Source organism: Methylobacterium oryzisoli (genome assembly GCF_046557895.1).
Classification (GTDB): Bacteria; Pseudomonadota; Alphaproteobacteria; order Rhizobiales; family Beijerinckiaceae; genus Methylobacterium; species Methylobacterium oryzisoli.
The window spans coordinates 165085-191801 of record NZ_JBKIBX010000010.1 but is presented as its reverse complement, the minus strand read 5'-3'; the positions used below and the strand labels follow the sequence as shown (position 1 = coordinate 191801).

Below are 26717 nucleotides of genomic sequence, written 5' to 3'. Positions count from 1 at the left end.
ACAAGGTGCAAGCAGCCCTCTCCCCGCACGCGGGGAGAGGAGATCCCGCGCCTCATCCGGCGATGTGTGAACATGCTAGCCCGCACGGGAGAGGGGATCCCGCGCTGTCCGCGCCTGATTCGGCGCCGGCGGCTTCAGCGCCCGCTCCCCCGTCCGCCCGGGAGGTCGTCGAGGCCCGGCGGGTCGATGTGGCGGTAGCGTGCCTGGACGAGGCCGAAGGCTCCGAACGCGGCGAGGCCGGCCGCCGTCAGGCCGAGAAGCGCGGCGCCGTAGGGCTGCTCGCGCAGGGTACGGAGCGCCCCGCCGAGGCCCTTGACGGCGCTCGACCGGCTCTCGATCGCCGCCACGATCAGGAAGCCGCCGATGAGCCAGAACACGATGCCCCGCGCCGCGTAGCCGAAGCGGCCGGCCCGCGTCGCCCAGGGGCGCGCATCCACCGGCAGCGCGAGGAAGCGCGTGACGTCGCCGCGCCAGCCCTTGAGCAGGAAGGCGCAGCCGGCGCCGATCACCACGGCGCCCACCGCTCCCACGAGCCACGCGCCGAGGGGCTGCTGCAGCAGCCACGCGGTCCAGTCCCGCGCCGCCTGATCCTCCGCCCCGCCACGGCCGTAACCGAGCGCCGTCCCGGCCACGGAGACCGCCAGCGAGCCGTAGATGCCGCCGCTGACGAGGTGGCCGGCCCGCACCGCGAGCCCCTTCGCCGACCGGCCGCGCCGGTCGGCATCCGTCACGGCCTCGATCACGCGCCAGAGCGCGAAGCCGGCGAGCCCGAGGGCCACGGCGCCGAGCAGGACGCGGCCGAAGGGCTGGCCGAGGAGCGCCATCAGCGCGCTGCGGCTGCCCCCGGTCCGCCCGCCCTCCCCGATCGCCGCCAGGAAGGCCAGGCCGCCGACGAGGCAGTAGGTGAGGCCGCGGGCGCCGTAGCCGGCCCGCGCCAGGAGTTCGAGGGAGGGCCGGGCGTCCAGCATGGCCCGTCAGGCTCCCGCCTCCGCCTCGACCCGGGCGACCGCGTCCGCGTCGAGGTCGAGGGCATCGGCGAGCTGGCCGAGGAAGGTGCGCTCCTGCACGGTGTCGGGGTCGATGGCGAGGCGCGCCGCCGCGTAGACCCGGGCCGCGGCGTCGGGGTCCGACACGCGGTCGGCGATCTCGTCCACGGCCGGCGGGTCCGCGATCAGCCGCTCGAGGTCGCGGCGGCCCGCCGCGTCGAGGTCGGCCTCGTCCATGGCCGCGTCGAGCCGGGCGCGCTCCTGCGCGTCGATCATCCCGTCCGCCAGGGTCGCCGCCACCATGGCGCGCAGGTACAGGGCCGCCTCGTCGTCGCTGACGTCCTCCGCCTTGAGGGCGCGCCGGCCCGCCTCCGCCGCCGTCTCGCGCCCGAAGACGCGGTAGCCGAGCCCGGCGATGAGGGCGAGGCCGCCCAGCGCCGCGCCCGCCGCGATGCCCCCCGCGAGGCTGCCCCGGCGGGAGCGGACCAGGGCATCAACCAGTCGCTTCGTCTCGGCCATCGCGGATACTCCCACATTGCTCGGTGTCGCGCTCGTCAACGGCCGAGCCCCGCACCGGTTTCTGGGCGATCCGCGCGGCGATCGGCAGTTGGCTCGGGCACGATCGGCCAAGCTCCGCGTTGACGGCCATGCTCATCCTCCGAATCGCCACCGATGACGGCCGGAGCGTCGACCTGGAAGTGGCGTCCGCGGCCGAGGCCGCCGACATCGCGCTGGCGGTCGCCCTCGCGCGCGGCCGGAACCACCCGCTGATGCGGGGGCTCGCCCAGGTGAGCGAGGCGGGAAGCCAGCAGGCGCTGCTCGCGCTCTGCGGCGGCCTCCTCGCGGTTGGCTGGCTCTCGGGACACCGCGCGGCCGTGCGGACGGGCGGGCGGGCGCTCGCCGCCCACCTCGCGGCGAGCGCCGTCAAGACCACGCTGAAGCGGCTCCTGCTGCGCACGCGGCCGAACGAGATGCTGGAGACGGGCCGCTATGCCTTCCGGCGCGGACGGCCGGATCGCGGGCCGCTGCAATCCTTCCCGTCCGGGCACGCGGCGGTGAGCGTCGCGGTGGCGCGCTCGCTCGCCCGCTCCTGCCCGGAGCTGCGCGGGCCCGCCCTCGCTGCCGCCACCGCCGTGACGCTGATCCAGGTGCCGCGCGGCGCCCACTACCCGGCGGACATCGTGGCCGGCACGGCGATCGGCGTCGTTGCCGAGAGGCTGGCGGCGCTGGTGGCCGACCGCCTGTCCGCGCCTACTCCGCCGCCATCGGCGGCGCATGGGCCTGAGGCTGATGGGCCTGAGGCTGATGGGAGGGAGGCTCGTCCACCGCCCCGATGAAGCGCCCGAACAGGCGGCCGAACAGCCGCGAGAGGTCGTCCATCAGCACGAAGATCGCCGGCACGAACAGCAGCGACAGCAGCGTCGAGACGAGGAGCCCCGAGATCACCGCGATCGCCATGGGCGAGCGAAATTCGCCGCCGATGCCGAGCGCCATCGCGGAGGGCACCATGCCGGCCGCCATCGCGATGGTGGTCATCACGATCGGCCGCGCGCGCTTCCGGCCGGCCTCCGTGATGGCGGTGATGCGGTCGACGCCGCGGGCCATCTCCTCGACGGCGAAATCCACCAGCATGATGGCGTTCTTGGTCACCACGCCCATCAGCATCAGGATGCCGATGACGACCGGCATCGAGATCGGCCGGTTGAAGATCAGGAGGCCCAGGATCGCCCCGCCGATCGACAGCGGCAGCGAGAACAGGATGGTGAGGGGCTGCAGGAACGAGCCGAACAGCAGGATCAGCACGCCGAGCACCATCATCAGGCCGGCGCCCATCGCCAGCGCGAAGCCCTCGAACACCTCACCCATGATCTCGGCGTCGCCGGTCTGGCGGATCTCGACGCCGGCGGGCAGGTTCTTGGCCGCCGGCACGCTCAGCGCCTGGGCGAGGGCTTCGGCGAGGGCGTCGGAGCCCTGGAGGTTGGCTTCCAGCGCCACGCGCACCGCGCGGTCGTAGCGGTCGATGGCGGTCGGCCCGCGGCCCAGCGTGACGTCGGCCACCGCCGTGAGCGGCACCGAGCCGCCGTTCTTGGTCGGGACCTTGAGGGCTTCGAGCGTGTCGAGGTCGCCGCGGGTCTCGATCGGCAGCTGGACGCGGATCGGGATCTGACGGTCGGCGGCGTTGAACTTGGCGAGGTTGGCGCCGATGTCGCCGATGGTGCCGACCCGCACCGTCTCGGCGATGGTGTCGGTGGACACGCCGAGATCGGCCGCGACCGCGGGCTTGGGGCGGATGCGCACCTCGGTGCGGTCGAGCGGCGCCGTCGACATCACGTTGACGAGGTTCGGGATCTGCGCGACCTCGCGCTGCATCCGCTCGGCCACGTCCTTCACCACCGCCGTGTCGGGGCCGGCGACGATCAGCGCGAAGTCGCGCTGGCCGCCCTCGCGCAGGGACCAGTAGCGGATGTCGGGCTCCTCGCGCAGGAGGCTCATGATCGCCGCCTCGACGTCCGCCTGCTTGCGCGCGCGGTCCTTCTTGGGCGTGAGATTGATGGTGAGGGTGGCGAGCCGGATCTCCTTCTTGCCCGGCAGCTGGCGCCCGCCGTCCACGAAGACCGAGTGGACTTCCGGCAGGCCGCGGATGCGGTCGGCCACCCGGTCGGTGATCGCGATCGTGTCGTCGAGCCGGGCGCCGGGCGGCAGTTCCACCACGACGAGGGTGCGCGCCGCGTCCTCCTTGGGGATGAAGCCGGCCGGCAGGAGCTGCGTGGAGGCGAGCGAGCCCGCGAACAGGCCGAGGCCGGCGATCAGCGTGATGTACTTGTGGCGCACCGACCACGCGACGACGCGGCCGTAGACGCGCATCACCGGTCCCTCGCGCTCCTCCGCGTGGCCGTGGTCGCGCATGAAGTAGGCGGCCATCATCGGGGTGATCAGGCGCGCCACCAGGAGCGACATGAACACCGCCGCCGCGATGGTGAGGCCGAACTGCTTGAAGTACTGGCCGGCGATGCCGCCCATGAAGCTCACCGGCGCGAAGATCGCGATCAGGGTCGCCGTGATGGCGATGACCGCGAGCCCGATCTCGTCGGCGCCCTCGATCGCCGCGCGATAGGGTGACTTGCCGAGCCGGATGTGCCGGACGATGTTCTCGATCTCCACGATCGCGTCGTCGACCAGGATGCCGGTGACGAGCGTGATGGCGAGCAGGCTCACGGCGTTGAGCGAGAAGCCCATCGCGCTCATCGCCCAGAAGGTCGGCAGCACCGAGAGCGGCAGCGCCACCGAGGCGATCAGCGTCGCCCGCCAGTCGCGCAGAAACAGCAGCACCACCAGCACCGCGAGCCCCGCCCCTTCGAGCAGGCCCAGCATCGCCGAGTGGTAGTTGCCGATCGTGTTGGTGACGGAGGTGTCGATCAGGTCGAAGCGCACCTCCGGATAGGCGCGGCGCAGCTCGTCGATCTTCCTGGCCACCACATCGGCCACCGAGGCGTCGCTCGCGCCGCTGGCGCGCGAGATCGCGAAGGCCACCACCGGCTCGCCGTTGAAGCGCGCGAAGGTGCGGGGCTCCTCGGCCCCGTCGCTGAGAGTGGCGAGTTCGTCGAGCCGCACCTTGCGGCCCCCCGGCAGCACGATCGAGGTGGCGGCGAGCGTGTCGAGGCTCGCGGAGGCTGCGAGGGTGCGGATCGACTGCTCCTGCCCGCCGATCTCAGCCCGCCCGCCCGCCATGTCGGCGGAGGTCAGGCGCAGCTGCCGGTTCACGTCCGCGGCCGTGATGCCGAGCGAGAGCAGCCGGTCGGGCTTGAGGGTGACGCGCACCTCGCGGGCGACGCCGCCCAGGCGCTCCACGCCGCCGACGCCGCGCAGGCCCTGGATCTGGCGCGCCACCACGTCGTCCACGAACCACGACAGGTCCTCGGGCGTCATCGCGGGGGCCGAGGCGCCGTAGACCATGATCGGCAGGCCGACGATCTCGACGCGATTGATGATCGGCTCCTCGATCGTCCGCGGCAGGTTCATGCGGATCTTGGCGATCGCGTCCTTGACGTCGTTGACGGCCCGGTCGGTGTTGACCTCCAGGCGGAACTCGATCGTCGTCGCCGAGGTGCCCTCGGTGATCGAGGAGGTGATGTGCTTGACGCCCTTCACGCCCGCCACCGCGTCCTCGACCCACTTCGTCACCTGGGTCTGGAGCTCGGAGGGGGCGGCGCCGGGCTGGGTCACCGTGACGGCGACGATCGGCACGTCGATGTTGGGGAAGCGGGTGATCGGCAGGGCGCGGAAGCTGACGAGCCCGAGCAGCCCCAGCACGAGGAAGAGCACGATCGAGGGGATCGGCTTGCGGATCGCCCAGGCGGAGATGTTGAGGCGCATCGTCGTGTGGTCCTCGGGCGGCGGCGCAAGGCCAGAGCATTGTCCGACGAAGGAGATCCCGGTTCGTCGCGGAAAATGCGGCAAATCAAAGACTTGAGCGCCGCCCCCTCAGGGAGCGTCAGGGGCGGACGGCGGCGTCGGCGGTCGCGGGCTGGGCGGGAAAGATCGGCCGCACGCGGTCCCCGTCGCGCAGGAAGCTGCCGGCGCGGGCCACCACCGCGTCGCCGGCCTTCACGCCGTCGCGGATCTCGATCAGGCTCCCGGCCGACAGGCCGGTGCGGACGTTGCGCGCCTCGACCCGGTCGCCCGCCACCACGAGCGCGGTGGCGCCCCCGGTGCCGTAGATCACCGAGGCGACCGGCACCGCGACGCCGGTGCGCCGGGCCACCTCGACGCTGCCGCGCGCGAAGGCGCCGATGCGTAGCCGCGGATCGGGTTCCAGCCGGATGCGCACCTTGCCGAGCCGCGTCGCGCGGTCGATCTCGGGGTAGACCGCGCGCACGCGCCCCTGCACCGCCACCGGGCCCTCCGGCGTGTCGAGGTCGAGCCGCGCGGGCGCGCCGGCCTTGAGGCGCGGCATGCCGGTCTCGGTCACCTCGCCCTCCAGCTCGATCTCGCCGCGGGCGATCAGGCGGAAGAGCGGCTCGCCCGCGCCGCTCACGGTGGCGCCGACCCGCGCCGTGCGCCGGCTGACAATGCCCCCCTCGGGGGCGCGGATCTCGGTGCGGGCGAGCTTGAGGTCGAGCTCCCGGCGCAGTGCCCGGGCCTGCACGAGCTCGGCCTCCGCGATCGACAGCCCGTTGCGGGCGGCCGCGAGCCTGCCGTCCGCCGAACGGGCGGTGGCGGTGCGCTGCTCCAGCACCGCCTCGGTGGCGTTGCCGCTCTTCATCAGCGTGCGGGTGCGCTCCAGCGCCAGCGACGCCTCGACCTGCGCGGCCTCGGCCTGGATGATGGTGCTCTGCGCCTGGGCCACCGCACCCTCGGCCTTGGCGATGGCGGCGGCGTTCTGGGCGAGCTGCGCGTCGAGCATCTCGCGCGAGAGCCGGGCGAGCACGTCGCCCTTCGCGACCCGGTCGCCCTCCTCCACGAGGAGTTCGGTGATGCGGTAGCCGTCGATCTCGGGCGAGACCAGGATCTCGTCGCGCGGCACCAGCGTGCCGGTGACCACCGTGCGCTCGACGACCTCGCGCTCCGCCGCGACCGCGACCGTGACGGCCGGAACCGGCAGCTCGGTCCCGGCCGCGCGCGTCGGGAGGGCAGGCGCCGCGAGCGCGGCGGCCAGGAGGGCCGCCACCGGCGCGGCGTGGACCCCGACGGGGAGACGGAGGCGAGGCATCACGGATGGTCCTGACTGGGTGCGGGGCGATCGCCCCGGGTCGGATCGAATCGCCCGGCGCGCGCCGCTTCCACGAGCCTGAGCATGACGTCGAGAATGGGGCCGGGATCGAAGTCCGGCAGGAGCGCCCGGCGGGCCAGCATGCCGTCCGCCAGGACCATGATGAGCACCGTCAGCGCCTCCGCATCGGCCCCGTGCTCCTCGGTGCCGGCCTTGCGCAGGATGCCGGTGATGCGCTGGCGCATCTCCTGCTCGAAATCGCGACAGATCGCCGACATGGCGGGGTTGCGCGTCGCCTCCGCCCACATCTCGACGCAGAGCACCGCCTTCTCGACCGGCTCGTCGACGAGGTGCTGGCGGGCGAGGCCGAAGAAGGCGGAGAGCAGGTCCGGCCCGCTCGGCAGGGCACCGAACCCCTCCTGCACCATGCCGCGGTCGCGCTCGGCGAGGCCCGCCACGATCGCGTCCTTGGAGGGGAAGTAGCGGTAGAGGTTGCCCGGGCTCATGGCGGCCTCGGCCGCGACGTCCTGCATGGTGGTGCGGTGGAAGCCGCTGCGCACGAAGCAGCGCTCCGCCGCGTCGAGGATGCGGATGCGCCGCTCCCCGGCGGGGTCGTGGGGCTCTCGGGCCGAGGGCTCTCGGGCGTGAAGGGTCGACACGGTCGTCACGGTGGCGGGCGGCATTGAGAATGAACGTTCATTCTCTACCCCGAAACGGAGCTGTGCACAAGTTGCGGGACGGCCCATCGCCGTGCTCGGCCGCGCGCAACCGTCGCCGAGCGCTTCGCGTTGTCGAGGCGACACACCGAGGACGAACAGGGAGGCGCGCCGTGACCATCTTTCAGATCAAGCAAGCTGCGACCGGTGCGGTGCTCTGGACCGGGTGCGCGGCGGACGAGCAGCAGGCCCTCGACGCGATGGCGCGCGAGGCCGGCTACGCCGACTTCGCCGCTCTGCCCGAACCCCTGCGGGGCACGACCGTCGACCGGCTCAATCTCGGCTGATCCTCCGCGCGGACCGGGCTGAGCCGCAGCCGGCCTGGGCACGATCGCACCGGCCGTGGCGGCCGGGACACGGTGCGCCGCCGGCCGCGCGGCGGCACGGCGTTCTTCTCAGATTCGCCGTTTTCGCTCCGTAGGCGCCGGGTGAAGGCAGAGCCCCGCTTACCCAGGCCGGCAGGTGCAGATCCGCCGGGTGCGGTCGCGGGCTCGGCCTTCGTGCCCGCCGCGTGCCGCCCACGGACCCCATGATCCGCTTCGACAACGTCACGAAGATCTATAAGACGAACGGACATCGCCGCACCGTGCTCGACCGTGCCTCGATCACCATGCGGTCCGGGGTGAATTACGGCATCCTCGGCATCAACGGCGCCGGCAAGTCCACGATGATCCGGATCATGGCCGGCTCGGAGAGTGTCACCCGCGGCCGCATCCTGCGCACGACCCGCGTGTCCTGGCCGCTCGGCTTCTCGGGCGGGTTCCACCCGATGATGACCGGCAGGGAGAACGCGATCTTCGTCGCCCGCGTCTACGGGGAGGATCCGCGCAAGGTGCTCGAGTTCGTCGCCGACTTCTCGGAGATCGGCGACTACATCAACGTCCCGATCCGCACCTACTCGTCGGGGATGAGCTCGCGGTTCAATTTCGGGATGAGCATGGCGATCCCGTTCGAGACCTACCTGATCGACGAGGTGACGGCGGTCGGCGATTCGCGCTTCCAGCAGCGCTGCGAGGAGGTGTGGAGCACCCGCCGGGCGAATGCCGACATCATCATCTGCTCCCACAACATGGACACGCTGCGCTCCTACGCCTCGGAGGGCATCGTGCTGGCGAACGGCCGGGCCGTGATCTATCCGGACATCAACGACGCCATCGAAGTCTATCAGCGCCTGAACCAGTGAGCCGGCGCCCCGCCCTCTGCCCGCCGCCCTCGGCGGCCCTGCCTTCCTCGGCGATCGCCGAACCGAACCGGAACCCGCCTGCATGACGGTCGACGCCCGCAATCCGCAAGGCCAGCCGCTCACCCCCTCCGAGCGCTCGCGCATGATCTCGGAGACGCTGCGGCAGATGGCCCGCGTGTCGCGCTACAACGATCCGCGCCAGCAGATCCGGGGCGTGCGGGCGCACCGCCGCCGCGACATCGTCACGCCGCTGCTGTTCCTCGGCGTGTTCGTGCTGCCCGCCCTCGTCGGCGCGGCGTTCTTCGGCCTCTACCTGTCGGACCGCTACGTCACCGAGGCGCATTTCGCGATCCGGCCGGCGATCGGCGGCGCCGACAAGTCCACCCGCGACGGCGTCGGCACTTCCTCGGGCGTGCCCAAGGAGATGATCACCCAGGACACGCTCATCGTCGCGGAGTACATCCGCAGCCGCCCGATGGTGGAGGCGATCGAGCGGCAGCTGCCGCTGCGCCAGATTTTTTCGCGCGACTCGATCGACTACGTCTCGCGCTTCGATCCCGAGAAGCCGATCGAGAAGCTGGTGAAGTACTGGAACAAGCGGGTCTCGGTGAAGCTCGAAGGAACCTCCGGCATCGTCGCGGTGTCGGTCGACGCCTTCGACGCGCAGGAATCGTTCGCGATCATGCAGGCGATCCTGGCCGAGAGCGAGCGGATGGTGAACGACCTGACCGCCCGCATGCGCCGCGACGCGCTCTCCGAGAGCGAGCGCGAGCTGCAGCGGGCGGAGGAGCGGCTCTCCCAGCTCCAGGTGGCGGTGCGCGACCTGCGCAACCGCGACGGCGTGCTCGATGCGCAGAAGACCAACGAGGCCAACGTGAAGATGGTGGCCGAGGTGCGCGCCCAGCGGATCAACCTCGCGGTGAAGCTCGCCCTGCTGCAGCGCGACCTGCGGGAGGACTCGCGCAGCATCCAGGATCTCAAGGCCCAGATCGCGCAGCTCGACGCCACCATCACCCGGGTCGAGCGGGAGGCAACGACGCAGGATGCCGACCAGCGCCGGGTGCTCGCCGACGCGCTGACCCGGTTCGAGCAGCTCGAGGTCGAGCGCAAGAACGCCCAGACCTTCTACGGGCTCGTCGTCACGGCCCGCGAGCGGGCGCGCATGATCGCCGACCGGCAGATCGAGTTCTTCAGCATGGTGGTGCAGCCGGTGGTGGCCGAATCGGCCGAGCAGCCGCGCCGGCTGCTCTGGACCTGCCTCACGGTGGCGGGTGCGGCGCTCTCCTTCGGGGGTGCCGTGATGCTGCGCAAGCTCGTCGCCTGAGCGGGGACCCGGGTGCCCGCCCCGGACCGCCGGGACCGGAACGGGAGACGGCCATGACCGACCTCGACGCGATCGCCGCCCGGCACGGGGTGAGCCCTGACGCCGCGCGGCACCTGCGCGACGCCCTGGCCCGGGGCGGCGGTCGCGCCGCGCAGTTCAGCCATCCCGAACTCGGCGGTCTGGGGCAATGGTCCGCGGGCGGGATGCTGATGATCGGCGACATGTTCAACGGCGGCCTCAAGGCCCGGGTCGCCGCCCTCTGCGAGGACCTCGCGCCCCTGGCCGGCACGGCGGCGGCGGCGGGTGCGTGGTGGCCCCCCGGCCTCGGGCAGCCCGCCGCGACGGGGGACCAGAACGGGCAGCGCTACGCCTATTTCCCCGAGACGCGCCGCCTCGCGGTGGAATCCGGCGGTCATCTCAGCCTCTACGAGACCGGCGACCACCGCATCGGCGGCGTGTCGCAGCAGCAGGGAGCCGACCGCACCCTCCAGTTCACGAGCCAGCACGGGCCGGTCCGACTGGAGGATCTGCCCCGCGTCGCGCTCGCCGCGGAGGCTGCGACCGCCGCTCCCGCCATCCAGGCCGGCGCGGGCGCTCCCGCGCACGCGGCCGCATCCGCGCAGGCGACCGCCGCACCGGCCGTCTCCGCTTCCGGCGCGGAGATCCTCTCGCTCCTCGAACGGCTGGCCGAACTCCACCGCAAGGGCGTGCTCACGGAGGCCGAGTTCGTCGCGAAGAAGACCGACCTGCTCGCGCGGCTCTGAATGGTCGCAGGGCCGGCAGGATGGGCCGGCCGGCCCGCCGACCCCATATCCCGGGGCATGGGCGCGACGGCGCCCGCGCGCGAGCCCTGCCCTGACCCGTTCCCCCGCTCCTCCCCTCGCCATCGACACGATCTACCTCGAACCCGCCGTCGAGGCCTTTTCACGGGGGCGCGAGATCCTGGCGCGCTTTCCCGCCGCGCGGCGCATCCCGGTGCGCTCGCACTGGAACATCCCGGACCTGCACGGCAATGCCGGGTCGGCGGAGGACTGGATCCGCATCAAGCGCTCGACGCTGGTGCTCGGGGTCAAGAAGGGGCTGGCGATGCGGCCGAACGGGCGCAGCGCCCACTTCATCGCGCCCTCGACCTCCAACGGCTGCGCGATGGCCTGCGCCTATTGCTACGTGCCCCGCCGCAAGGGCTTCGCCAACCCGATCACGCTCTTCGTCAACGGGGACGAGATCGGCCGGGCCATCGCCCGCCACGCCGGGGCGCAGGGCATGCTGCCGGCCCCCGACCAGATCGACCCGCAGGCCTGGGTCTACGATCTCGGCGAGAACGGCGACCTCTCGGTGGACGCGCTCGTCTGCGACGCGGTGCACGACCTCGTGGCGCTGTTTCGCGGCCTGCCGAACGCCAAGGGCTCCTTCGCCACGAAGTTCGTCAACCGCGACCTCCTGGGCTACGACCCGCAGGGGCGCACGCGCATCCGCTTCTCCCTGATGCCCGAACGCGTCGCCAGGGTGGTGGACGTGCGCACCTCGCCGATCCCTGAGCGCATCGCCGCGATCGACGATTTCGTGCGGGCCGGCTACGAGGTGCACGTCAATTTCTCGCCGGTGATCCTCTACGAGGGCTGGGAGGCGGACTGGCGCGACCTCTTCCGCGCCCTGGATGCCGGACTCGGCGAGGCGGCGCGGCGCCAGCTCAAGGCCGAGATCATCTTCCTCACGCACAACGCGGCTCTGCACGCGGTGAACCTGCGCTGGCACCCGAAGGCCGAGGACCTGCTCTGGCGTCCCGACATCCAGGAGGCGAAGCGCAGCGAGGGCGGGCAGGAGAACCTGCGCTACCGCAGCGGCTGGAAGGGCCGCTGGCTCGCCCGCTTCCGCGACCTCCTGGCGGCCGAACTGCCCTATTGCGGCGTGCGCTACGCGTTCTGACTCAGCGTTGGCTGCCTTCCCGGACGTTCGCCAAACCTCGGCCTGGCGCCGAGAAGCCGAGCTGGATCACCGGCCGGGTGCGTCGGCACCTTCGGCCGTTGCCATCAGTGCGTCCAGGGGGCCGTGCGGTTGTACTTGAAGTTGTCCGCGTACGAGAGGCCCTTGCGCAGGGGCTGCTTGGGCTCCTCGATCCGGTAGGCGATGCCCTCCCGGGTCGCGTAGGCCACCGCCTCCTCCTGGGTGTCGAATTCGAGCCGCACCTGCTGCAGCATGTCGGACGAGGACGTCCAGCCCATCAGGGGATCGGTCTCGCGCGGGCTCGTCTGGTCGAATTCGAGCACCCACTGCTTGGTCCGGGCCATGCCGGACTGCGACGGGTCCTTGGCGGGCTTGTAGATGCGGGCGCTCGACATCGATCACGGTCCGTCGGGAGGCGGGTGGTCGGGGCGGCCGGATTCGAACCAGCGACCCTCTGGTCCCAAACCAGATGCGCTACCAGACTGCGCTACGCCCCGTGCGGTGTACCGCCTTGGCGAGGTAGCGTTCTTCGCCGTGACGCGCAAGCGGCAGCCGCGCCACACCGCCTTGGGCCGGTGCAGCCTGAGGACCCTGTCCGGACGGAGCGGCGCTGCGCAGCTCCCGACGGATCGTCCCCGCCCGTTCGCGACTCCGACGGAAGGGCCGTGAGCGTCGGGTCCGCCACCCCGCGTCGCGGCTTCGTTCCGACATCGCCGACGTGTCGAACGATCGCCGCTCCACGGCCCGCGGCGAGGGCCGCCCCCTCGGGCACGGCGGCTCGTGCCTCCGTCAGCGCCGCAGTCTTCTGCGATGGGGCATCTTGGATCATTTACGGGTTTGATGGCGCATCGATGATTTTCGACCAATTTCGCCGCATCGGATGATTTTTTCCATGTAGTTTCTTATCATCTGAGCGAGTTATACTGAAAGATATTACCGTGTTGCGGATTGTTTCTGGTATTGTGACCGTGCGGTGGTACGGGAGTTAGTGATACACTAACCCTTGGGTGCTACATCGCCGCCGACCACGGCCTCCGGATCCGGGGCCGATCGAGGACTGCCCCCGAATGCGCATCTCCATCAAAGCGGCCCTGACCGGGCTGTTCGCCTTGCTCACGCTCGTCCTGATCGGGCAGGGCGCGCTGTCGCTGCTGAAACTGAACAGCATTCGCCTCAGCGTGGCCGAGGTCGCGACGAACTGGCTTCCATCCGTCGTGACCATCGGCGAGCTCGACTCGGCCGCCAACCGGACGCGCATTCTCCAGTACAGACTGGTGACGGCATCGACGGATGCGACGCGCCTGGATCAGAACCGCCAGAGCTACCTCGACATCCTCGGGAAGATCGCCGACATCCGGAAGCGTTACGAGCCCCTGATCGCCTCGCCCGAAGAGCGCGCGCTCTACGACCGGTTCCTGGCGGACTGGACGACGTTCATGAACGTCAGCAACGACGTCGTCGAGTTCATGGATGCGGGGCAACAGCCCCAGGCGCTCGCGCTCCTGACCCGTCCGGATGCGGTCAAGCTCTACGCGCAGATCTCGGAGACGCTGCGCCGGATCGTCGACCTCAACAGCCGTGGCGCGCAGCGCGACGCCGATGCCAGCACGGTCCATGCGGACACGGCCTCCTTCGCCATCATCGTCGCGATGGGCATCGCGCTCGTGTTCGCGGTCGCCGCGACCCTGTTCAGCCTCCTGCGCGTCTCGCGCCCGATCGCGCAGGTGACCCAGGTGATGAACACGCTGGCGAGCGGCGATGCGCGCGTCGAGGTTCTGTTCCAGGGCCGGCGGGACGAGATCGGCGCCATGGCGGCGGCCGTCCAGGTGTTCAAGGAGAACCTGCTCCGGACACGCAAGCTCGAGGAGGAGACGGCGCTCGCCCGCGCCAGCGCGGAGGTGCAGCGCAAGGCGGCGATGTGCGAGATGGCCGACCGCTTCGAGCAGGCCGTGGGCAGCATCATGGACCGGGTGACGGCTTCGGCCACCGAACTCCACACCACCGCCGGCAGCATGACCGGGACCGCCACCGAGACGGCCAGCCAATCCTCGGCCGTGGCGGCCGCCGCCGAAGAGGCGGCCTCGAACGTCAACACGGTGGCGGCCGCCGCCGAGGAACTGGGCGCCTCCGTGCAGGAGATCGGCCGCCAGGTGAGCGGCTCGGCGACCCTCGCCCGGGCCGCCGTGTCCGAGGCGGACGAAACGGAGCATCTGGTGCAGGATCTCAGCACCGCGGCGGCCAAGATCGGCGACGTGGTGGCGATGATCTCGACCATCGCGGGTCAGACGAACCTGCTGGCGCTGAACGCCACGATCGAGGCGGCGCGGGCGGGCGAGGCGGGCCGCGGCTTCGCCGTGGTCGCCACCGAGGTCAAGTCCCTCGCGGCCCAGACCGCGAAGGCCACCGACGAGATCGGCGGCCAGATCGCCCGGATCCAGGCCTCGACCCAGCAGGCCGTGGGCGCGATCCAGGGCATCGCCGGGCGGATCCGCGAGATCTCCGGCGTGGCGACCGGCATCGCGGCGGCGGTCGAGGAGCAGGGCGCGGCCACGCAGGAGATCGTGCGCAACGTCAGCCAGGCGGCGCTCGGCACCGGCGAGGTGACGAGCAACATCGCGGGTGTCGCCGGAGCCGCCGAGGGCACCGGGGCCGCCGCGAGCCAGGTGCTGGCCTCGGCCTCCGAGCTGTCCCGTCAGGCCGAGCAGCTGCGCGCCGAGGTCGGTCACTTCCTCCACACCGTGCGGGCGGCGTGAGGCCGGCCCGCCCCGGCCGTGCCCGCTCGGGGTAAGGGCGGACGGCCGCCCGGGCGGTGGGGCACCCATCGCTCGCGCGGCCTCCCACAGGGGCGGCGCGGCGTGCTAACACTCCCCGCATGAAAATCGACGGCCAGCCCTTCCGCACCATTTTCCCCGAGCCCGGCGGCGATGCCGTCCTGGTCATCGACCAGACCCGGCTCCCCTTCGCGTTCGAGATCCGGCGGCTCGCCACGGTCGAGGAGGCCGCCGACGCGATCCGCACCATGGTGGTGCGCGGGGCGCCCTTGATCGGCGTCACGGCGGCCTACGGGCTGGCGCTCGGCCTGCGGCGGGACCCGAGCGACACCGGGCTGGAGCGCGCCGTGGCGATGCTCGCGGCGACGCGGCCCACGGCCGTCAACCTGCGCTGGGCGCTCGACCGGCTGAGCGCGTCCCTGCGCCCGCTGCCGCCCGACGCCCGCGCCGGCCAAGCCTTCGCGGAGGCGGGACGGGTGGCCGAGGAGGATGTCGCCAATTGCCGGGCGATCGGCGAGCACGGGGCGCGGCTCATCGCCCGGGCGGCCTCCGCCAAGGGCGGGCGGGTCAACGTCCTCACCCACTGCAACGCGGGCTGGCTCGCCACCGTCGACTGGGGCACCGCACTGGCGCCGATCTACGTGGCGCACGATGCCGGCATTCCGGTCCACGTCTACGTGGACGAGACCCGGCCGCGCAACCAGGGCGCGGCCCTCACCGCCTTCGAGCTGAACGCCCACGGCGTGCCCCACACGGTGGTCGCCGACAACGCGGGCGGGCACCTGATGCAGCACGGCGCGGTCGACCTCTGCATCGTCGGCTCCGACCGCACCACCGCCACCGGCGACGTGTGCAACAAGATCGGCACCTACCTGAAGGCGCTCGCCGCCCACGACAACGGCGTGCCGTTCTACGCCGCCCTGCCCTTCTCCACCATCGACTGGGCGCTGACGGACGGCGTGGCCCAGATCCCGATCGAGGAGCGGGACGCCCGCGAGGTGACGCACCTGACCGGCCGCACCGACGAGGGCGGCTTCGCCACCGTGGCGGTGGTCTCGCCCGGCAGCCCGGTCGCCAACCCCGCCTTCGACGTCACGCCCTCCCGGCTGGTCACCGGCCTCATCACCGAGCGCGGCGTCGGCGCGGCCTCGGCCGAGGGCCTGCTCGGGCTCTACCCCGAGCGGCGCGCCGCGGCCTGAGCGATCCGGGTCAGAACGGGCTCACCGGGAAGAACCGCAGGTAGAGTTCGGCGTACTTGCCCTCGTCCCAGAGGCGCTGGAGCGCGTCGTCGAGGGCGCGGGCCAGCACCTCGTCCTCCTTGCGGGTGACGAGGCCGATGCCCTCGCCGAAGTAGCGGTTCTCCAGGTAGTCGCCGCCCACGAAGGCGCAGCAGCCCGCGGCGTCGACGCCCCCGAGCCAGAGCGCGAGCGACACGCCGTCGGCGAAAAGGTAGTCGATCTCCCCGCGCCGGAGCGCGGCCTCCGCGGAGGCGAGATCCGGGAAGGTCCGGGGCGTCACGCGGAAGAACGCCTTCAGGTAGGCCTCGTGCGCCGTGCCGGCGACGGCGCCGGTGCTGCGCCCGGCGAGCGCCGCCGCGCTCGGCTCCGGCACGCCCCGATCGGTGCGGGCGGCGAAGCGCGCCGGCCAGCGGAAGTACGGTCGCGTCGCCAGATAGCCCGCCCGCAGGGCCGGTGTCAGCGGCACGGAGGCCGCCACCACGTCGCCCTGGTTGGCCGAGAGCGCGTCGAGCAGCGTGTCGAAGCGGCGCGCCTGCACGGTGCAGGTCAGGTTCAGCTTCTCGCAGGCCGCCCGCGCGAGCTCGACCGCGAAGCCGGTCGGGTTGCCGTCCGGCCCGGCGAAGTGCAGCGGCGGAAACTCGTCGTCGGTGAGGAAGCGGATCGCCCGGGTGGTCTGCGGCGGCTCGGGCCGCTCCAGCCGGGCGCGGGGATTCCAGAAATTCGGGATCGTGACCGGCTCGGCGGCCGCGGCCAGGAGTGGCGCCAGGGCGGCAACGGCCGCGGTCGGCCCGATCGCCCAACTCCCCTTCCCTTGCGGCATATAAGCCACGGTTGTACGGAAACCGCGCGATACGCGCAGAAGGGATGTCATGACGCGGCGCAGACCCATAGGCTTCCCTTAGCACGATCCCGTCACGCGGGGAGTCCGTGGTGTCGTTCGAGGCCCGATCCGCTTTTCGCGCGCAGGCGCTCGCGCTCCCGCCCGACCTCGCGTTCCTGGTCTGGCAGGGTGTATCGCCGGACCGGCTGCTTCGCGCCGCCGCGCAGGCCCGGCGCGCCGGGGTGGATGGCGCGACCGCCCTCCTGACCTCCGGGCTGATGGCGGAGGAGGCTTATTACCGCGCCCTCGCCCGGGCGCTCGGCACTCCCTATCTCGGCCCCGACCTGCCGCTGGCCTCCGATGCCTGTCACCTCAGCCGTCTCGCCGCCGGCACGGCATTGCTGGAGCCCGGCGCCCCGGCCTCCTGGGTGGCGGCCCCGCGCGGCCCGGCCATCGCCCGCCTGCTGCGACGGGAGGACGGGCCGCGTCCCGCCATCACGGCCCCCTCCGTGCTGCACGCGGCGCTGCTGCGCAGCAGCGGCGAGGCGGCGGCACGCGAGGCGGCGGAGGGGCTGGAGCGGCGCGCCCCGGCCTGGGCCTTCCGGCCTGGGCCGGACCCGGCCCAGTGGCTGGCCCTGGGCCTCGCGTTCGCGGCGGTGCCGCTCGTGCTCGGCGCACCGGCCTGGATCCAGGCCGGCTGTCTCGCGCTCCTCAACCTGCTCTTCCTCGCCATGACGGCCTTCCGCCTCGCCGCGCCGTGCCTGCGGCCCGCGCCGCTGCCGGAGGCGGCCCGCGCCGACGAGGCCGCGCTTCCGGTCTACACGGTGCTGGTCGCCCTCCATCGCGAGGCCCGGGTGGTGCCGCGCCTCGTGCGTGCGCTGGCGCGGCTCGACTATCCGCGGGCCAAGCTCGATGTGAAGTTCGTGATCGAGGCGGACGATCCCGCCACCGCCGCCGCCCTCGCGGCGGTGCCCAATCCCGGCTGGTTCGAGGTGATCGTGGCCCCGCCCGGCCTGCCCCGTACCAAGCCCCGGGCGCTCAACGTCGCGCTGCCCTTCGCCCGCGGGGAGCACCTCGTGGTCTACGATGCCGAGGACGTGCCCGAGCCGGGCCAGCTGCGCGCTGCGGCCGCACTCTTCGCGGGAAGCTCACCGCGGACGGCCTGCCTGCAGGGCCGCCTCGTCATCGACAACACCGCCGATTCCTGGCTCACGCGCTGCTTCACGCTGGAATACGCGGCCCTGTTCGACGTGCTCGTCCCAGCCCTGTCGGCGTGGCGGCTGCCGGTCCCGCTCGGCGGCACGACGACCCATTTCCGCACCGCGGCCCTGCGGGCGCTGCACGGCTGGGACGCCTGGAACGTCACGGAGGACGCCGATCTCGGCCTGCGTCTCGCGCTCGCCGGCTACCATGTCGGCGACCTGCCGCTCTCCACACTGGAGGAGGCGCCCGCCCGCGTCGGCCCCTGGCTGCGCCAGCGCACCCGCTGGATGAAGGGCTTCGTCCAGACCACGATCACCCACAGCCGCCGCCCGCGCCACGCCCTGGGGCAGCTCGGGCCGCTCGGCCTGCTGGCCGCCGCCGCGATGGTGCCCGGCACGGTCCTGTCGGCCCTCGCCTACCCGGTGCTGATCGGGATGGCCGGATGGCGGTTCCTGGCCCGTCCCCTGCCGGCTGACACCAGCCTCGCCGCCAACCTGCTCACCGGCCTCGCCCTCGTCCTCTTCCTGGCCGGCTTCGCCGCCATGCTGCTGCCCGCCATCGTCGGCTGCATCCGGCGGCGCTGGTGGGGGCTCCTGCCCTGGGTCGGTCTCCTGCCGGTCTACTTCCTGCTCGTCAGCGCCGCGGCCTGGCTCGGCCTGATCGAGCTCATCCGTGCGCCCGCACGCTGGAACAAGACCGAGCACGGGCTCGCCGCCACGTCGCGCAGCGGGCGGCTGACGTGATGCACCGCCGAAGCGCGCCTCATCAGAGCTGCCGCGCCACCTCCGCGGCGGCATCCGCGGCCGGCCGCATCAGGTTGAGCGAGCCGACGAAGCCGTTCCTCGCATCCATGATGTACACGAGCGAGGTGTGCTCCATCGTGTAGTCCCCGTCCTTGAGGGGGACCTTGCGGCTGTAGGCGCGGTAGGCCTTGACGGCCTGCGCCACCGCCTCCGGCGAGCCCGTGAGCCCGACGATGCGGGGATCGAAGCTCTCGAGGTACTGCTTGAGCGCCGCGGGCGTGTCGCGCTCGGGATCGACGCTGACGAACAGGGCTTTCACGTCCCGTCCCTTGGGGCCCAGCGCGGCGAGCACGTCCGAGATCTGCTGAAGCGTGGTCGGGCACACGTCCGGGCAGCGGGTGAAGCCGAAGAAGACGAGGTGGGGGCGGCCCAGAAAATCCTTCTCGGTCACGGTGCGGCCGGTCTGGTCCGTGAGCGTGAACGGGCCGCCGACGGCGCTGGCCGTGACCGCTGGCCGGCCGAGCAGGGTCACGGCGACGAGCCCGAGCGCGGCCAGCCCCAGGACGAAGACGAGGAGCGGGATCGCGGCGCGGCGCATCGTGGGTGAGAGCGGCATCGGGCACCCCTGGCACGTGAGGCTGCCGCCACACCACGGGCGGGGCCGGGCCGCAAGGGGGCACGCGGTCGCCCCGGCCCGCGCCCGGCGCAGCCCTGCCTTCCGCACGGCGATGCGGTGGCGTGTTGCGTCGCGCGCACGCCTCTCCTATCGCTCGCCGCCAGCTGCCCGCACCGCCGGACCCCGAGATGATGATCGACAAGCTCTCCCTGCCGAAGGACAAGATCCGCGTTCTTCTGCTCGAAGGCATCAACGACAGCGCCGTCGCGCTCCTGAATGCGGCCGGCTACACCAACGTCACCCGGCTGGCGAAGGCCCTCCCCCCGGCCGACCTGCGCGAGGCGCTGCGGGGCACGCACATCCTCGGCATCCGCTCGCGCACCCAGCTCGACGAGGCCGCCCTGGAGGCCGCCGACCGGCTGATCGCGGTGGGCTGCTTCTCGGTGGGCACCAACCAGGTCGACCTTGCCGCCGCGCGCCGCCGCGGCATCCCGATCTTCAACGCGCCCTTCTCCAACACCCGCTCGGTGGCCGAACTCGTCATCGGCGAGATCGTGATGCTGCTGCGCCGCATCGTGCCGCGCTCGGTCTCCGCCCATGCGGGCGGCTGGGACAAGTCGGCGGCGAATTCCTTCGAGGTGCGCGGCAAGACGCTCGGCATCGTCGGCTACGGCAACATCGGCTCGCAGCTCTCGAACCTCGCCGAGGCGATGGGCATGCGGGTGATCTTCCACGACCTCACCGACCGCCTGCGCCACGGCAACACCGAGCCGGTGGACACCCTCGACGACCTCCTGGCGCAGAGCGACGTGGTCTCGCTGCACGTGCCCGAGACGCCGGCCACCCACGCCATGATCGGCGAGGCGCAGATCCGGGCGATGAAGCCCGGCGCCTACCTCATCAACAACAGCCGCGGCACGGTGGTGGACCTCGACGCGCTCGCGGGCGCGCTGCGCGACGGCCACCTGCGCGGGGCGGCGGTCGACGTCTTCCCGGTCGAGCCGACCTCGAACCAGGAGCGCTTCACCTCGCCGCTCCAGGGGCTGGAGAACGTCATCCTCACCCCGCATGTCGGCGGCTCCACCGAGGAGGCGCAGGAGCGCATCGGCGCCGAGGTGGCGCGCAAGCTCGTGGACTACTCGGACATCGGCTCGACGGTGGGCGCGGTGAATTTTCCGCAGGTGCAGCTCGCCGCCCGTCCGCTCGGCACCCGCTACATCCACGTGCAGCGCAACCTGCCCGGCATGCTGCGGCGCCTCAACGACGTCTTCGCCCGCCAGGGCATCAACATCGCGGCCCAGTTCTACCAGACCGACGGCGAGATCGGTTACGTGGTGCTGGAGACCGACGCGGTGGACGGCGACGCCGAGGCGCTGCTGGAGGAGATCCGCCAGCTCGACGGCACGATCCGGGCGCGGCTGCTCTACGAGCGGCGGTGACGGCGGAGCCTCCCGCGCCGCGGCGCGAGGGGCGAGGCCGGACGGAGACTCAGGCGGGGCGCCGGCCCTCCAGCGCCTCGCGCTCGCCCGCCAGCGCCTCGGCCATGTGGGCCAGGAAGGCGCGCACCCGCGCCGTGCGGCGCAGGTCCTCGTGCGTCAGCAGCCACAACTCGGTGGCCGCGTCGGGCAGCACCGCCCCGAGGCGGACGAGGCCGACCGGACCCGCCGCGTCGCCGAGGTAGCAGGGCAGCATCGCCCGCCCGAGCCCGGCCGCCGCCAGGTCGCGCAGCGTGAGCAGGCTGTCGGCGCGCGCGGCGACCTCGTCCGGCGGCACGTGCGTGCGCGCCCAGCGCCCGGCCGTGCTGCCCGCCAGCGCCTCGTCCGGGACGAGCCAGGGGCCCGCCTCGGCGCCCGGTGCCGCGTACACCGCGAAGGCGATCCCGCATACGCGCCGGCCGACGAGCGCCTCGGGCGGGGCCGTCATCGGCCGCACGGCCGCGTCCGCGTCGCGCCGGGTGAGGTCGGCGACCCGGTTGCCGACGACCAGTTCCACCACGATGCCGGGATGCCGCGCCCGGAAGTCGGCGAGGTGGCGCGGCAGCACCGAGGCCGCCAGCGTGTCGGTGGTCGCCACCCGCACGGTGCCGTCAAGGCGCAGGTCGCGGCCGGCCAAGCGGCGCTCCAGATCCGTCACCACGCCCGAGATCCGGCGGGCCGCCGCCAGCATCTCCTCGCCGCCCGCCGTCAGGGCGTAGCCCGTGGGCAGCCGCTCGAACAGGCGCAGGCCCTGCGCCGCCTCGAAGGCGTTGACCCGCCGCAGCACGGTGGTGTGGTTCACCCCCAGGGCGCGGGCCGCCGCCGCGAGGCCGCCGTGATCGGCCACGGCCAGCACGTAGTGCAGGTCGTCCCACGCGATATGCCGGGGGGTGTGCGCCATCGCAGAACACTACCGCGCGGGCGCCGCGGAGGCGAGCGCCTTGTCGGGCGATTCCTTCTCGACGCACCGGATCCGCAAGGCCCGCTGCGCGCCGCACCCTGTGCATTCCTGCAGTCCGACTGGGCGAGCAGACACGTCGCCTGACAGGTCCGCGCAGGCCAGTGTCGCGGCACCGCGACGGGGGAACGACCCGTCCCCCGGGAGGCCCCGATGACCCCGATCCAGCTTCACACCGACCAGACGCCCAACGGCCACAAGGCCAGCATCATGCTGGAAGAGACCGGCCTGCCCTACGAGGTCCGCGTCGTGGACATCGCCCGCGGCGACCAGCGCACGCCCGCGTTCCGGGCGCTCACCCCCAACGGCAAGATCCCGGTCGTGGTGGATCCCGACCGCGGCCGGACGGTGTGGGAGAGCGGGGCGATCCTGTTCTACCTCGCCGAGCGCGCGGGCGTGCTGCGGCCCGCGCGCGAGGAGGAGCGCACGGCCGCTCTGCAGTGGATGCTCTTTCAGGCCGCCCATGTCGGCCCGACGCTCGGCCAGTACTGGAACTTCGCCGTCTTCGCCGAGGAGAAATGGCCCGCCGTCATCGCCCGGTTCGAGCGCGAGGCGCAGCGCGTGCTGGGCGTCCTCGACGGGCAACTCGCCCGCAGCGACCATCTGGCCGGGGCGGAGTACGGCCTCGCCGACGTGATGACATGGCCGTGGATCAACGCGGCGGTGGGCAAGCTCGGCTTCGCGCTCGACCCCCATCCCCATCTCGCCCGCTGGTTCGCGGCCGTCGGCCGGCGCCCCGCCGTGCAGCGCGGGCTGCTGGTGCCGGCGCAGCCCCCCCGGGCCGCCGCCGTCTGACCGGCGCCCGGACGAGGACCCCGCGACATGGAAGCCCTGTTCGTGGCCGCGGCGCTCGGCGCCGGCGCGCTGCTCCCCGTCCAGGCCGGCGCCAATGCCCAGCTCAGCCGCGCGGTGGGCAGCCCCTTCGGCGCCACCGCCCTCCAACTCGGCGTCGGCAGCGGGCTGCTGCTGCTCGTCGCGCTGCTCACCGGCACGCTCGCGGCGCTCGCCGGCCTGCCGCGCGTGCCGTGGTGGCACGCCGCCGGGGGCACCGCCTCGGCCTTCTACGTGGTGTCCACCCTCCTGCTCTTCCCCCGGCTCGGCGCCGTGGTCACGGTGGGCCTGCTCATCGCCGGCCAGATGCTGGCCTCGCTGGCGCTCGACACCTTCGGGCTGCTCGGCGTCGCGGCCAAGCCCGCCACGGCGGTGGCCCTCAGCGGCACGCTCGCGGTGCTGGCGGGCGCGGCGCTGATCGTGCGGGGCCAGGAGGGCGTGGGAGTGGGCGCGGGTGCGGCCGCGCGTTCGCCCGAGCGGCCGGGCTGGACCGCGCTCGCCCTCGCCGCCGGCGCGGTGCTGCCGGTCCAGGGCGCGGTGAACGGCCTGCTGCGGCGGGATCTCGGCGCACCGTTCGCGGTCGGGGCGGTCAGCTTCCTCGTCGCGACCCTCGCCATGGCGGGCGTGCTGCTGCTCGCCACCGCCCTCCTGCGCCAGCCCCGGCCCCGCCTCGCCGGCCTTCACGCCATGCCCTGGTGGGGGTGGCTCGGCGGCGTCGCCGGAGCGGCCTACGTCACGACGGTGTTCACCGCCATACCGGTCATCGGCACCGCCGGGGCGGTGGGCCTGACGGTGGCGGGCCAGCAGGCGGCCTCGGTGCTGGTGGACCGCTACGGCTGGTTCCGCCTGCCGCGGCGCCCGGTCTCCGGCCTGCGGCTCGCAGGCGTGGCCGTGCTGCTCGCGGGCGTCGCCGCCCTCGCCCTCGCGTGACCGTTCGCGCGTGAGATCAATGCACTCCTCTCCTCGCCAGGAATCCACCATGCCCTGGATCATGCTCGTCGGCGCCGGATTGCTGGAGATCGTCTGGGCGCTCGCGCTCAAGGAAGCCGGCGGCCTCACCCGCCTCTGGCCGAGCGTCGTCGGCGTCGTGAGCGCGGTGACCAGCTTCGTCCTGCTGGCGGCGGCGCTGCGGAGCCTCCCCGTGGGTACCGCCTACGCCGTCTGGGTCGGCATCGGCGCCTTCGGTGTTGCCCTGGCCGGCATCCTCGCCCTGGGCGAGAGCGCCTCGCCCCCGCGTCTCCTCGGCCTCGCCCTCATCGTCTGCGGCGTGATCTGCCTCAGGCTGGTCGATGCCTGAGTGAAAGGCTGCTCGCGCCATCGGAGGAAACGGATGGTGGGCCCGGCAGGACTCGAACCTGCAACCAGACCGTTATGAGCGGCCGGCTCTAACCATTGAGCTACGGGCCCTTCGTCCCTATTCTCAAACCCTTGTCGTAGGACTTGAGGGCCGACGAGGGTTTCGGCGACAGAATCGACGGCCGAAACCCTGTCCGTGAGTACCCGTGCGCCGGTCGGTCGGCAAGCCCCTCGTCCGGCGGCCGGGGGCCGGCTGCCGCATCCCACCCTCGCCGCGCTTCGCTTTTGTGTACGCACAAAAAAGCCTGTCCGCGCGCCTTTTCGCATAAACGCTTGACCCATGCTGATGATCTGGGACGAGCGCAAGCGCGAGAGCAACCTCCGGAAACACCGGATGGACTTCCCGGATGCGCGGGACCGGTTCGAGTGGGCGAGCGCCTTGGTCGAGGCGGCCAAGCCCGGCCCGGATGGCCGCCCGCGCTTCCTCGCGGTCGGCTTCCTCGACGGGCGGCTCGTGTCACTGGTCTTCGCCCTCGTCGGCAGCGAGGCCATCTCGGCCATCAGTTTGCGGCGGGCCAGCCGGAGCGAGAGGAACCGATATGACGAAGCGTAAGGCGAGCGTTCCGCCCCTCACGGATGCTGAAGAGGCGGAGATCCAGGCCGGGATCGCGCAGGACCCGGACAACCCCGAGATCACGGCAGAGCAGTTCGCGAGGATGCGGCCAGCCGCCGAGGTGCTGCCGCCCGACCTCTACGCGGCCCTGACGCGCCGGAGGGGCCGCCCGAAGGCGGAGGTCACGAAGGTGCCCGTCACGATCCGCCTCGACCGCGATGTCGTGGAAGCGTTCAAGGCGACCGGCGAGGGGTGGCAGACGCGCGTGAACGAGACGTTGAAGCGCGCGGCGAAGCGGCTCAAGAGCGCGTAGCTGGCGCAGGAGGCAGGCCCTCCGGTGCGGCGTTCCGGCGTTCTTCCCGCGCGGCTGGCACGGCTTCGTCGAGGCTTCCCCGCCCCGACCGGGGACAAGATCTCAACGTCTGCGGGCGCGGCCGGCAGCAGCGTTGAGATCCGGCCCTCGGAGCTACGGGTCCTGGGGCGGGGGACGCATAGCCGGTCCGGCCCCGCCCGTCACGCTAGGAAAAAGCGGCCCGTGATGGTGGCGTGGGGGACGACCTGTCCCTCGCGCGCAGGCGCGCGCCTCAGCGTCGCCGTGGGGCGTGACGGCTTTCGAGACGGTGACGGTCGGCTGCGCGTGCGCGCGACCGCCCTCAGGGCTCTCCGAGATCCGCCACCGCGACGGCCTCGGCCTCCGTGGCGCCGCTGAGGAGCCAGGATCCGACCACGAGGGCGCCGGTCAGCAGGGCGACCGGGTAGGTGATGGCCAGGAGCGGGTGCTGCTTGGGGCGGGTCGTCATGCTGCCTCCTCACGCGCTGCAGGCGAGTGCCGACACAACGTTCCACCGCCGCCGCAGTGCCAGCGGGGCCGTTGCGAAATCTCGCCCTGCCTTCGTCTCGCATAAACCATGCCGGTTGTCTGCGGATAAACTTGCAATTTGTGGCTGAGCACCGCGCCGGGGCCGCGGGCGTGCACGGACGGGGGTTGAGAACGGCCACGCTTGCGCCTACCCTTGCGGAACCTGCTTCGGACGAACCCCGCATGGTCACGCGCGTCGCCACCGTCGCCTTCGAGGGGATCGAGGCCCGCGCCGTCGACGTGCAGGTGCAGATCGCCCCCGGCACCGTCGCCTTCATGGTGGTGGGGCTGCCCGACAAGGCGGTGGCGGAATCGCGCGAGCGGGTGCGGGCGGCGCTGATCGCCTCGGGCCTCGCGCTCCCGGCCAAGCGCATCACCGTCAATCTCGCCCCGGCCGACCTGCCCAAGGAGGGCTCGCACTACGACCTGCCGATCGCGCTCGCCGTGATGGGCGCGATCGGGGCGCTGCCGGCGGACGCGCTGGGGGGCTACTGCGTGCTCGGCGAACTGGCGCTCGACGGCGGCATCACCGCGGTAGCCGGGGTGCTGCCGGCCGCGATGGCGGCGAATGCGCGAGGGCTCGGCCTGATCTGCCCGGCGGCCTCGGGGCCGGAGGCGGCCTGGGCAGGGGGCGACATGGACGTGCTGGCGCCCCGCTCCCTCATCCAGCTCGCCAACCACTTCAAGGGCACGCAGGTCATGGCCCGCCCGCAGGCCGCCGTGGCGGCGCCCGCCGGACCCGTGGCGGACCTGCGCGAGATCAAGGGCCAGGAGGGCGCCAAGCGCGTCCTCGAGATCGCGGCGGCGGGTGCCCACAACCTCCTGATGAACGGGCCGCCCGGGGCCGGCAAGTCGATGCTCGCCTCCCGCCTGCCCTCGATCCTGCCGATGCTCGGGCCGCGCGAACTGCTCGAAGTCTCGATGATCCAGTCGGTGGCGGGCGTGCTCAAGGACGGCGCCCTGTCGAACCGGCGGCCCTTTCGCGCGCCCCACCACTCGGCCTCGATGGCGGCCCTCGTCGGCGGCGGGATCGGGGCCAGGCCCGGCGAGGTGTCGCTCGCGCATGGCGGCGTGCTCTTCCTCGACGAGTTGCCCGAATTTCACCCGCAGGTGCTCGATTCGCTGCGCCAGCCCCTGGAGACCGGCGAGGTGATGATCGCGCGCGCCAACCACCGGGTGACCTACCCGGCCCGGTTCCAGTTCGTGGCCGCGATGAATCCCTGCCGCTGCGGGCAGGCGACCGAGCCGGGCTTCGCCTGCCGGCGCGGGCCGAACGACCGCTGCATGGCCCAGTACCAAGCCCGGATCTCCGGCCCGCTGCTCGACCGCATCGACCTGCAGATCGAGGTGCCGGCTGTCACCGCCGCCGACCTGATCCTGCCCCCGCCCGCCGAGGGCTCGGCCGAGGCCGCCGCCCGGGTGGCGGCGGCG

The 26717-nt window shown here is 72.7% G+C and carries 26 protein-coding genes and 2 tRNA genes; 16 read left to right on the top strand and 12 right to left on the bottom strand.

What is annotated here, in order from left to right; genetic code table 11:
* Positions 1-134: 134 nt before the first annotated feature.
* Positions 135-968, bottom strand: coding sequence for a DUF1206 domain-containing protein (locus ACKUB9_RS12715; protein ID WP_407522429.1), 834 nt, complete (start codon positions 966-968; stop codon positions 135-137).
* Between the two features lie 6 nt (positions 969-974).
* Positions 975-1505, bottom strand: a complete 531-nt coding sequence (locus ACKUB9_RS12710; protein ID WP_407522427.1) for a DUF533 domain-containing protein — start codon at positions 1503-1505, stop codon at positions 975-977.
* Positions 1506-1633: 128 nt separating this feature from the next.
* Between ACKUB9_RS12710 and ACKUB9_RS12705 the strand changes: the two genes are divergently transcribed.
* Entirely contained in the window at positions 1634-2323 is a 690-nt protein-coding gene (locus ACKUB9_RS12705; protein WP_407522425.1) for a phosphatase PAP2 family protein, read from the top strand.
* Here ACKUB9_RS12705 and ACKUB9_RS12700 read toward each other — a convergent pair.
* The 3 genes from ACKUB9_RS12700 to ACKUB9_RS12690 all read right to left on the bottom strand — a co-directional run bounded on the left by ACKUB9_RS12700 (position 2238) and on the right by ACKUB9_RS12690 (position 7355).
* A complete protein-coding gene (locus ACKUB9_RS12700) occupies positions 2238-5360 on the bottom strand; it encodes an efflux RND transporter permease subunit (protein ID WP_407522423.1) in 3123 nt (1040 codons plus the stop codon). The two genes, ACKUB9_RS12705 and ACKUB9_RS12700, sit on opposite strands and share 86 nt — an antisense overlap.
* Before the next feature lie 118 nt (positions 5361-5478).
* Complete coding sequence (locus ACKUB9_RS12695; RefSeq protein WP_410823365.1) at positions 5479-6696, bottom strand: efflux RND transporter periplasmic adaptor subunit; 1218 nt, start codon at positions 6694-6696, stop codon at positions 5479-5481.
* Positions 6696-7355, bottom strand: a complete 660-nt coding sequence (locus ACKUB9_RS12690; protein WP_407522419.1) for a TetR/AcrR family transcriptional regulator — start codon at positions 7353-7355, stop codon at positions 6696-6698. The genes ACKUB9_RS12695 and ACKUB9_RS12690 overlap by 1 nt, the downstream gene beginning before the upstream one ends.
* 170 nt (positions 7356-7525) lie before the next feature.
* Between ACKUB9_RS12690 and ACKUB9_RS12685 the strand changes: the two genes are divergently transcribed.
* The 5 genes from ACKUB9_RS12685 to ACKUB9_RS12665 all read left to right on the top strand — a co-directional run bounded on the left by ACKUB9_RS12685 (position 7526) and on the right by ACKUB9_RS12665 (position 11845).
* Entirely contained in the window at positions 7526-7699 is a 174-nt protein-coding gene (locus ACKUB9_RS12685; protein ID WP_407522417.1) for a hypothetical protein, read from the top strand.
* 242 nt (positions 7700-7941) lie between these two features.
* Positions 7942-8595 (top strand): ABC transporter ATP-binding protein, encoded by a 654-nt coding sequence (locus ACKUB9_RS12680; protein ID WP_407522415.1) that lies wholly within the window; start codon positions 7942-7944, stop codon positions 8593-8595.
* Positions 8596-8677: 82 nt separating this feature from the next.
* On the top strand, positions 8678-9919 hold the full coding sequence (locus tag ACKUB9_RS12675) for a KpsE/RkpR family capsule polysaccharide export protein (RefSeq protein WP_407522413.1): 1242 nt from the start codon (positions 8678-8680) through the stop codon (positions 9917-9919).
* A 53-nt stretch (positions 9920-9972) separates the two neighbouring features.
* Complete coding sequence (locus ACKUB9_RS12670) at positions 9973-10683, top strand: SHOCT domain-containing protein (protein ID WP_407522411.1); 711 nt, start codon at positions 9973-9975, stop codon at positions 10681-10683.
* Between the two features lie 91 nt (positions 10684-10774).
* Positions 10775-11845 carry a spore photoproduct lyase family protein gene (locus tag ACKUB9_RS12665; RefSeq protein WP_407522447.1) on the top strand — a complete coding sequence of 357 codons (1071 nt, stop codon included), beginning with the start codon at positions 10775-10777 and terminating at the stop codon, positions 11843-11845.
* A gap of 104 nt (positions 11846-11949) precedes the next feature.
* On the opposite strand, the gene ACKUB9_RS12660 is transcribed toward ACKUB9_RS12665, so the two are convergent.
* Together ACKUB9_RS12660 and ACKUB9_RS12655 are read right to left on the bottom strand one after the other, a co-directional pair.
* Positions 11950-12258, bottom strand: coding sequence for an ETC complex I subunit (locus ACKUB9_RS12660; protein ID WP_238235137.1), 309 nt, complete (start codon positions 12256-12258; stop codon positions 11950-11952).
* 25 nt (positions 12259-12283) lie between these two features.
* Positions 12284-12360, bottom strand: a tRNA-Pro gene (locus ACKUB9_RS12655).
* A 570-nt stretch (positions 12361-12930) separates the two neighbouring features.
* On the opposite strand from ACKUB9_RS12655, the gene ACKUB9_RS12650 reads away from it, so the two are divergent.
* Positions 12931-14616 carry a methyl-accepting chemotaxis protein gene (locus ACKUB9_RS12650; RefSeq protein WP_407522408.1) on the top strand — a complete coding sequence of 562 codons (1686 nt, stop codon included), beginning with the start codon at positions 12931-12933 and terminating at the stop codon, positions 14614-14616.
* A 119-nt stretch (positions 14617-14735) separates the two neighbouring features.
* Positions 14736-15833, top strand: coding sequence for an S-methyl-5-thioribose-1-phosphate isomerase (mtnA, locus tag ACKUB9_RS12645; protein ID WP_407522406.1), 1098 nt, complete (start codon positions 14736-14738; stop codon positions 15831-15833).
* Positions 15834-15843: 10 nt separating this feature from the next.
* Here mtnA and ACKUB9_RS12640 read toward each other — a convergent pair whose 3' ends face one another.
* Positions 15844-16692, bottom strand: a complete 849-nt coding sequence (locus tag ACKUB9_RS12640) for a transporter substrate-binding domain-containing protein (protein WP_407522404.1) — start codon at positions 16690-16692, stop codon at positions 15844-15846.
* Positions 16693-16802: 110 nt separating this feature from the next.
* Here ACKUB9_RS12640 and ACKUB9_RS12635 point away from each other — a divergent pair, with 110 nt between their 5' ends.
* Positions 16803-18638 (top strand): glycosyltransferase family 2 protein, encoded by a 1836-nt coding sequence (locus ACKUB9_RS12635; protein WP_407522402.1) that lies wholly within the window; start codon positions 16803-16805, stop codon positions 18636-18638.
* 22 nt (positions 18639-18660) lie between these two features.
* Here ACKUB9_RS12635 and ACKUB9_RS12630 read toward each other — a convergent pair whose 3' ends face one another.
* Positions 18661-19254 carry an SCO family protein gene (locus ACKUB9_RS12630; protein ID WP_407522400.1) on the bottom strand — a complete coding sequence of 198 codons (594 nt, stop codon included), beginning with the start codon at positions 19252-19254 and terminating at the stop codon, positions 18661-18663.
* Positions 19255-19442: 188 nt separating this feature from the next.
* On the opposite strand from ACKUB9_RS12630, the gene serA reads away from it, so the two are divergent.
* Positions 19443-20693: a phosphoglycerate dehydrogenase gene (gene serA / locus ACKUB9_RS12625; RefSeq protein WP_407522398.1), complete on the top strand. Its 1251-nt coding sequence runs from the start codon at positions 19443-19445 to the stop codon at positions 20691-20693.
* A 49-nt stretch (positions 20694-20742) separates the two neighbouring features.
* On the opposite strand, the gene ACKUB9_RS12620 is transcribed toward serA, so the two are convergent.
* On the bottom strand, positions 20743-21630 hold the full coding sequence (locus tag ACKUB9_RS12620; protein WP_407522396.1) for a LysR family transcriptional regulator: 888 nt from the start codon (positions 21628-21630) through the stop codon (positions 20743-20745).
* Between the two features lie 210 nt (positions 21631-21840).
* Here ACKUB9_RS12620 and ACKUB9_RS12615 point away from each other — a divergent pair, with 210 nt between their 5' ends.
* From ACKUB9_RS12615 to ACKUB9_RS12605, 3 genes are read left to right on the top strand one after another with little or no spacing between them, the layout of a single operon-like run.
* The gene (locus tag ACKUB9_RS12615) at positions 21841-22482 is read left to right on the top strand and encodes a glutathione S-transferase family protein (protein ID WP_410825820.1); all 642 of its coding nucleotides are present in this window, start codon (positions 21841-21843) and stop codon (positions 22480-22482) included.
* 27 nt (positions 22483-22509) lie between these two features.
* The gene (locus ACKUB9_RS12610; RefSeq protein ID WP_407522392.1) at positions 22510-23448 is read left to right on the top strand and encodes a DMT family transporter; all 939 of its coding nucleotides are present in this window, start codon (positions 22510-22512) and stop codon (positions 23446-23448) included.
* Between the two features lie 49 nt (positions 23449-23497).
* Entirely contained in the window at positions 23498-23815 is a 318-nt protein-coding gene (locus ACKUB9_RS12605; RefSeq protein ID WP_407522390.1) for a DMT family transporter, read from the top strand.
* 34 nt (positions 23816-23849) lie between these two features.
* Here the strand turns inward: ACKUB9_RS12605 and ACKUB9_RS12600 are convergent.
* A tRNA-Ile gene (locus ACKUB9_RS12600) sits at positions 23850-23925 on the bottom strand.
* Between the two features lie 229 nt (positions 23926-24154).
* Between ACKUB9_RS12600 and ACKUB9_RS12595 the strand changes: the two genes are divergently transcribed.
* Positions 24155-24427 carry a BrnT family toxin gene (locus ACKUB9_RS12595; RefSeq protein WP_407522388.1) on the top strand — a complete coding sequence of 91 codons (273 nt, stop codon included), beginning with the start codon at positions 24155-24157 and terminating at the stop codon, positions 24425-24427.
* Entirely contained in the window at positions 24414-24740 is a 327-nt protein-coding gene (locus tag ACKUB9_RS12590; RefSeq protein WP_407522386.1) for a BrnA antitoxin family protein, read from the top strand. The genes ACKUB9_RS12595 and ACKUB9_RS12590 overlap by 14 nt, the downstream gene beginning before the upstream one ends.
* A gap of 340 nt (positions 24741-25080) precedes the next feature.
* Here ACKUB9_RS12590 and ACKUB9_RS12585 read toward each other — a convergent pair whose 3' ends face one another.
* Entirely contained in the window at positions 25081-25227 is a 147-nt protein-coding gene (locus tag ACKUB9_RS12585; protein ID WP_407522384.1) for a hypothetical protein, read from the bottom strand.
* Between the two features lie 242 nt (positions 25228-25469).
* Between ACKUB9_RS12585 and ACKUB9_RS12580 the strand changes: the two genes are divergently transcribed.
* A partial coding sequence (locus ACKUB9_RS12580; protein WP_410824675.1) for a YifB family Mg chelatase-like AAA ATPase occupies positions 25470-26717 on the top strand: 1248 nt, incomplete at its 3' end.

Excerpts from the sequence above, each read along its gene's own strand:
- ACKUB9_RS12630 (WP_407522400.1), bottom strand. The coding sequence starts at position 19,254 with ATGCCGCTCTCACCCACGATGCGCCGCGCCGCGATCCCGCTCCTCGTC.
- ACKUB9_RS12660 (WP_238235137.1), bottom strand. The coding sequence starts at position 12,258 with ATGTCGAGCGCCCGCATCTACAAGCCCGCCAAGGACCCGTCGCAGTCC.
- ACKUB9_RS12680 (WP_407522415.1), top strand. The coding sequence starts at position 7,942 with ATGATCCGCTTCGACAACGTCACGAAGATCTATAAGACGAACGGACAT.
- ACKUB9_RS12640 (WP_407522404.1), bottom strand. The coding sequence starts at position 16,692 with ATGCCGCAAGGGAAGGGGAGTTGGGCGATCGGGCCGACCGCGGCCGTT.
- ACKUB9_RS12585 (WP_407522384.1), bottom strand. The coding sequence starts at position 25,227 with ATGACGACCCGCCCCAAGCAGCACCCGCTCCTGGCCATCACCTACCCG.
- ACKUB9_RS12615 (WP_410825820.1), top strand. The coding sequence starts at position 21,841 with ATGACCCCGATCCAGCTTCACACCGACCAGACGCCCAACGGCCACAAG.
- ACKUB9_RS12710 (WP_407522427.1), bottom strand. The coding sequence starts at position 1,505 with ATGGCCGAGACGAAGCGACTGGTTGATGCCCTGGTCCGCTCCCGCCGG.
- ACKUB9_RS12670 (WP_407522411.1), top strand. The coding sequence starts at position 9,973 with ATGACCGACCTCGACGCGATCGCCGCCCGGCACGGGGTGAGCCCTGAC.
- ACKUB9_RS12595 (WP_407522388.1), top strand. The coding sequence starts at position 24,155 with ATGCTGATGATCTGGGACGAGCGCAAGCGCGAGAGCAACCTCCGGAAA.
- serA (WP_407522398.1), top strand. The coding sequence starts at position 19,443 with ATGATGATCGACAAGCTCTCCCTGCCGAAGGACAAGATCCGCGTTCTT.
- ACKUB9_RS12590 (WP_407522386.1), top strand. The coding sequence starts at position 24,414 with ATGACGAAGCGTAAGGCGAGCGTTCCGCCCCTCACGGATGCTGAAGAG.
- ACKUB9_RS12610 (WP_407522392.1), top strand. The coding sequence starts at position 22,510 with ATGGAAGCCCTGTTCGTGGCCGCGGCGCTCGGCGCCGGCGCGCTGCTC.
- ACKUB9_RS12715 (WP_407522429.1), bottom strand. The coding sequence starts at position 968 with ATGCTGGACGCCCGGCCCTCCCTCGAACTCCTGGCGCGGGCCGGCTAC.
- ACKUB9_RS12700 (WP_407522423.1), bottom strand. The coding sequence starts at position 5,360 with ATGCGCCTCAACATCTCCGCCTGGGCGATCCGCAAGCCGATCCCCTCG.
- ACKUB9_RS12620 (WP_407522396.1), bottom strand. The coding sequence starts at position 21,630 with ATGGCGCACACCCCCCGGCATATCGCGTGGGACGACCTGCACTACGTG.
- ACKUB9_RS12605 (WP_407522390.1), top strand. The coding sequence starts at position 23,498 with ATGCCCTGGATCATGCTCGTCGGCGCCGGATTGCTGGAGATCGTCTGG.
- ACKUB9_RS12675 (WP_407522413.1), top strand. The coding sequence starts at position 8,678 with ATGACGGTCGACGCCCGCAATCCGCAAGGCCAGCCGCTCACCCCCTCC.
- ACKUB9_RS12705 (WP_407522425.1), top strand. The coding sequence starts at position 1,634 with ATGCTCATCCTCCGAATCGCCACCGATGACGGCCGGAGCGTCGACCTG.
- ACKUB9_RS12695 (WP_410823365.1), bottom strand. The coding sequence starts at position 6,696 with ATGCCTCGCCTCCGTCTCCCCGTCGGGGTCCACGCCGCGCCGGTGGCG.
- ACKUB9_RS12650 (WP_407522408.1), top strand. The coding sequence starts at position 12,931 with ATGCGCATCTCCATCAAAGCGGCCCTGACCGGGCTGTTCGCCTTGCTC.
- mtnA (WP_407522406.1), top strand. The coding sequence starts at position 14,736 with ATGAAAATCGACGGCCAGCCCTTCCGCACCATTTTCCCCGAGCCCGGC.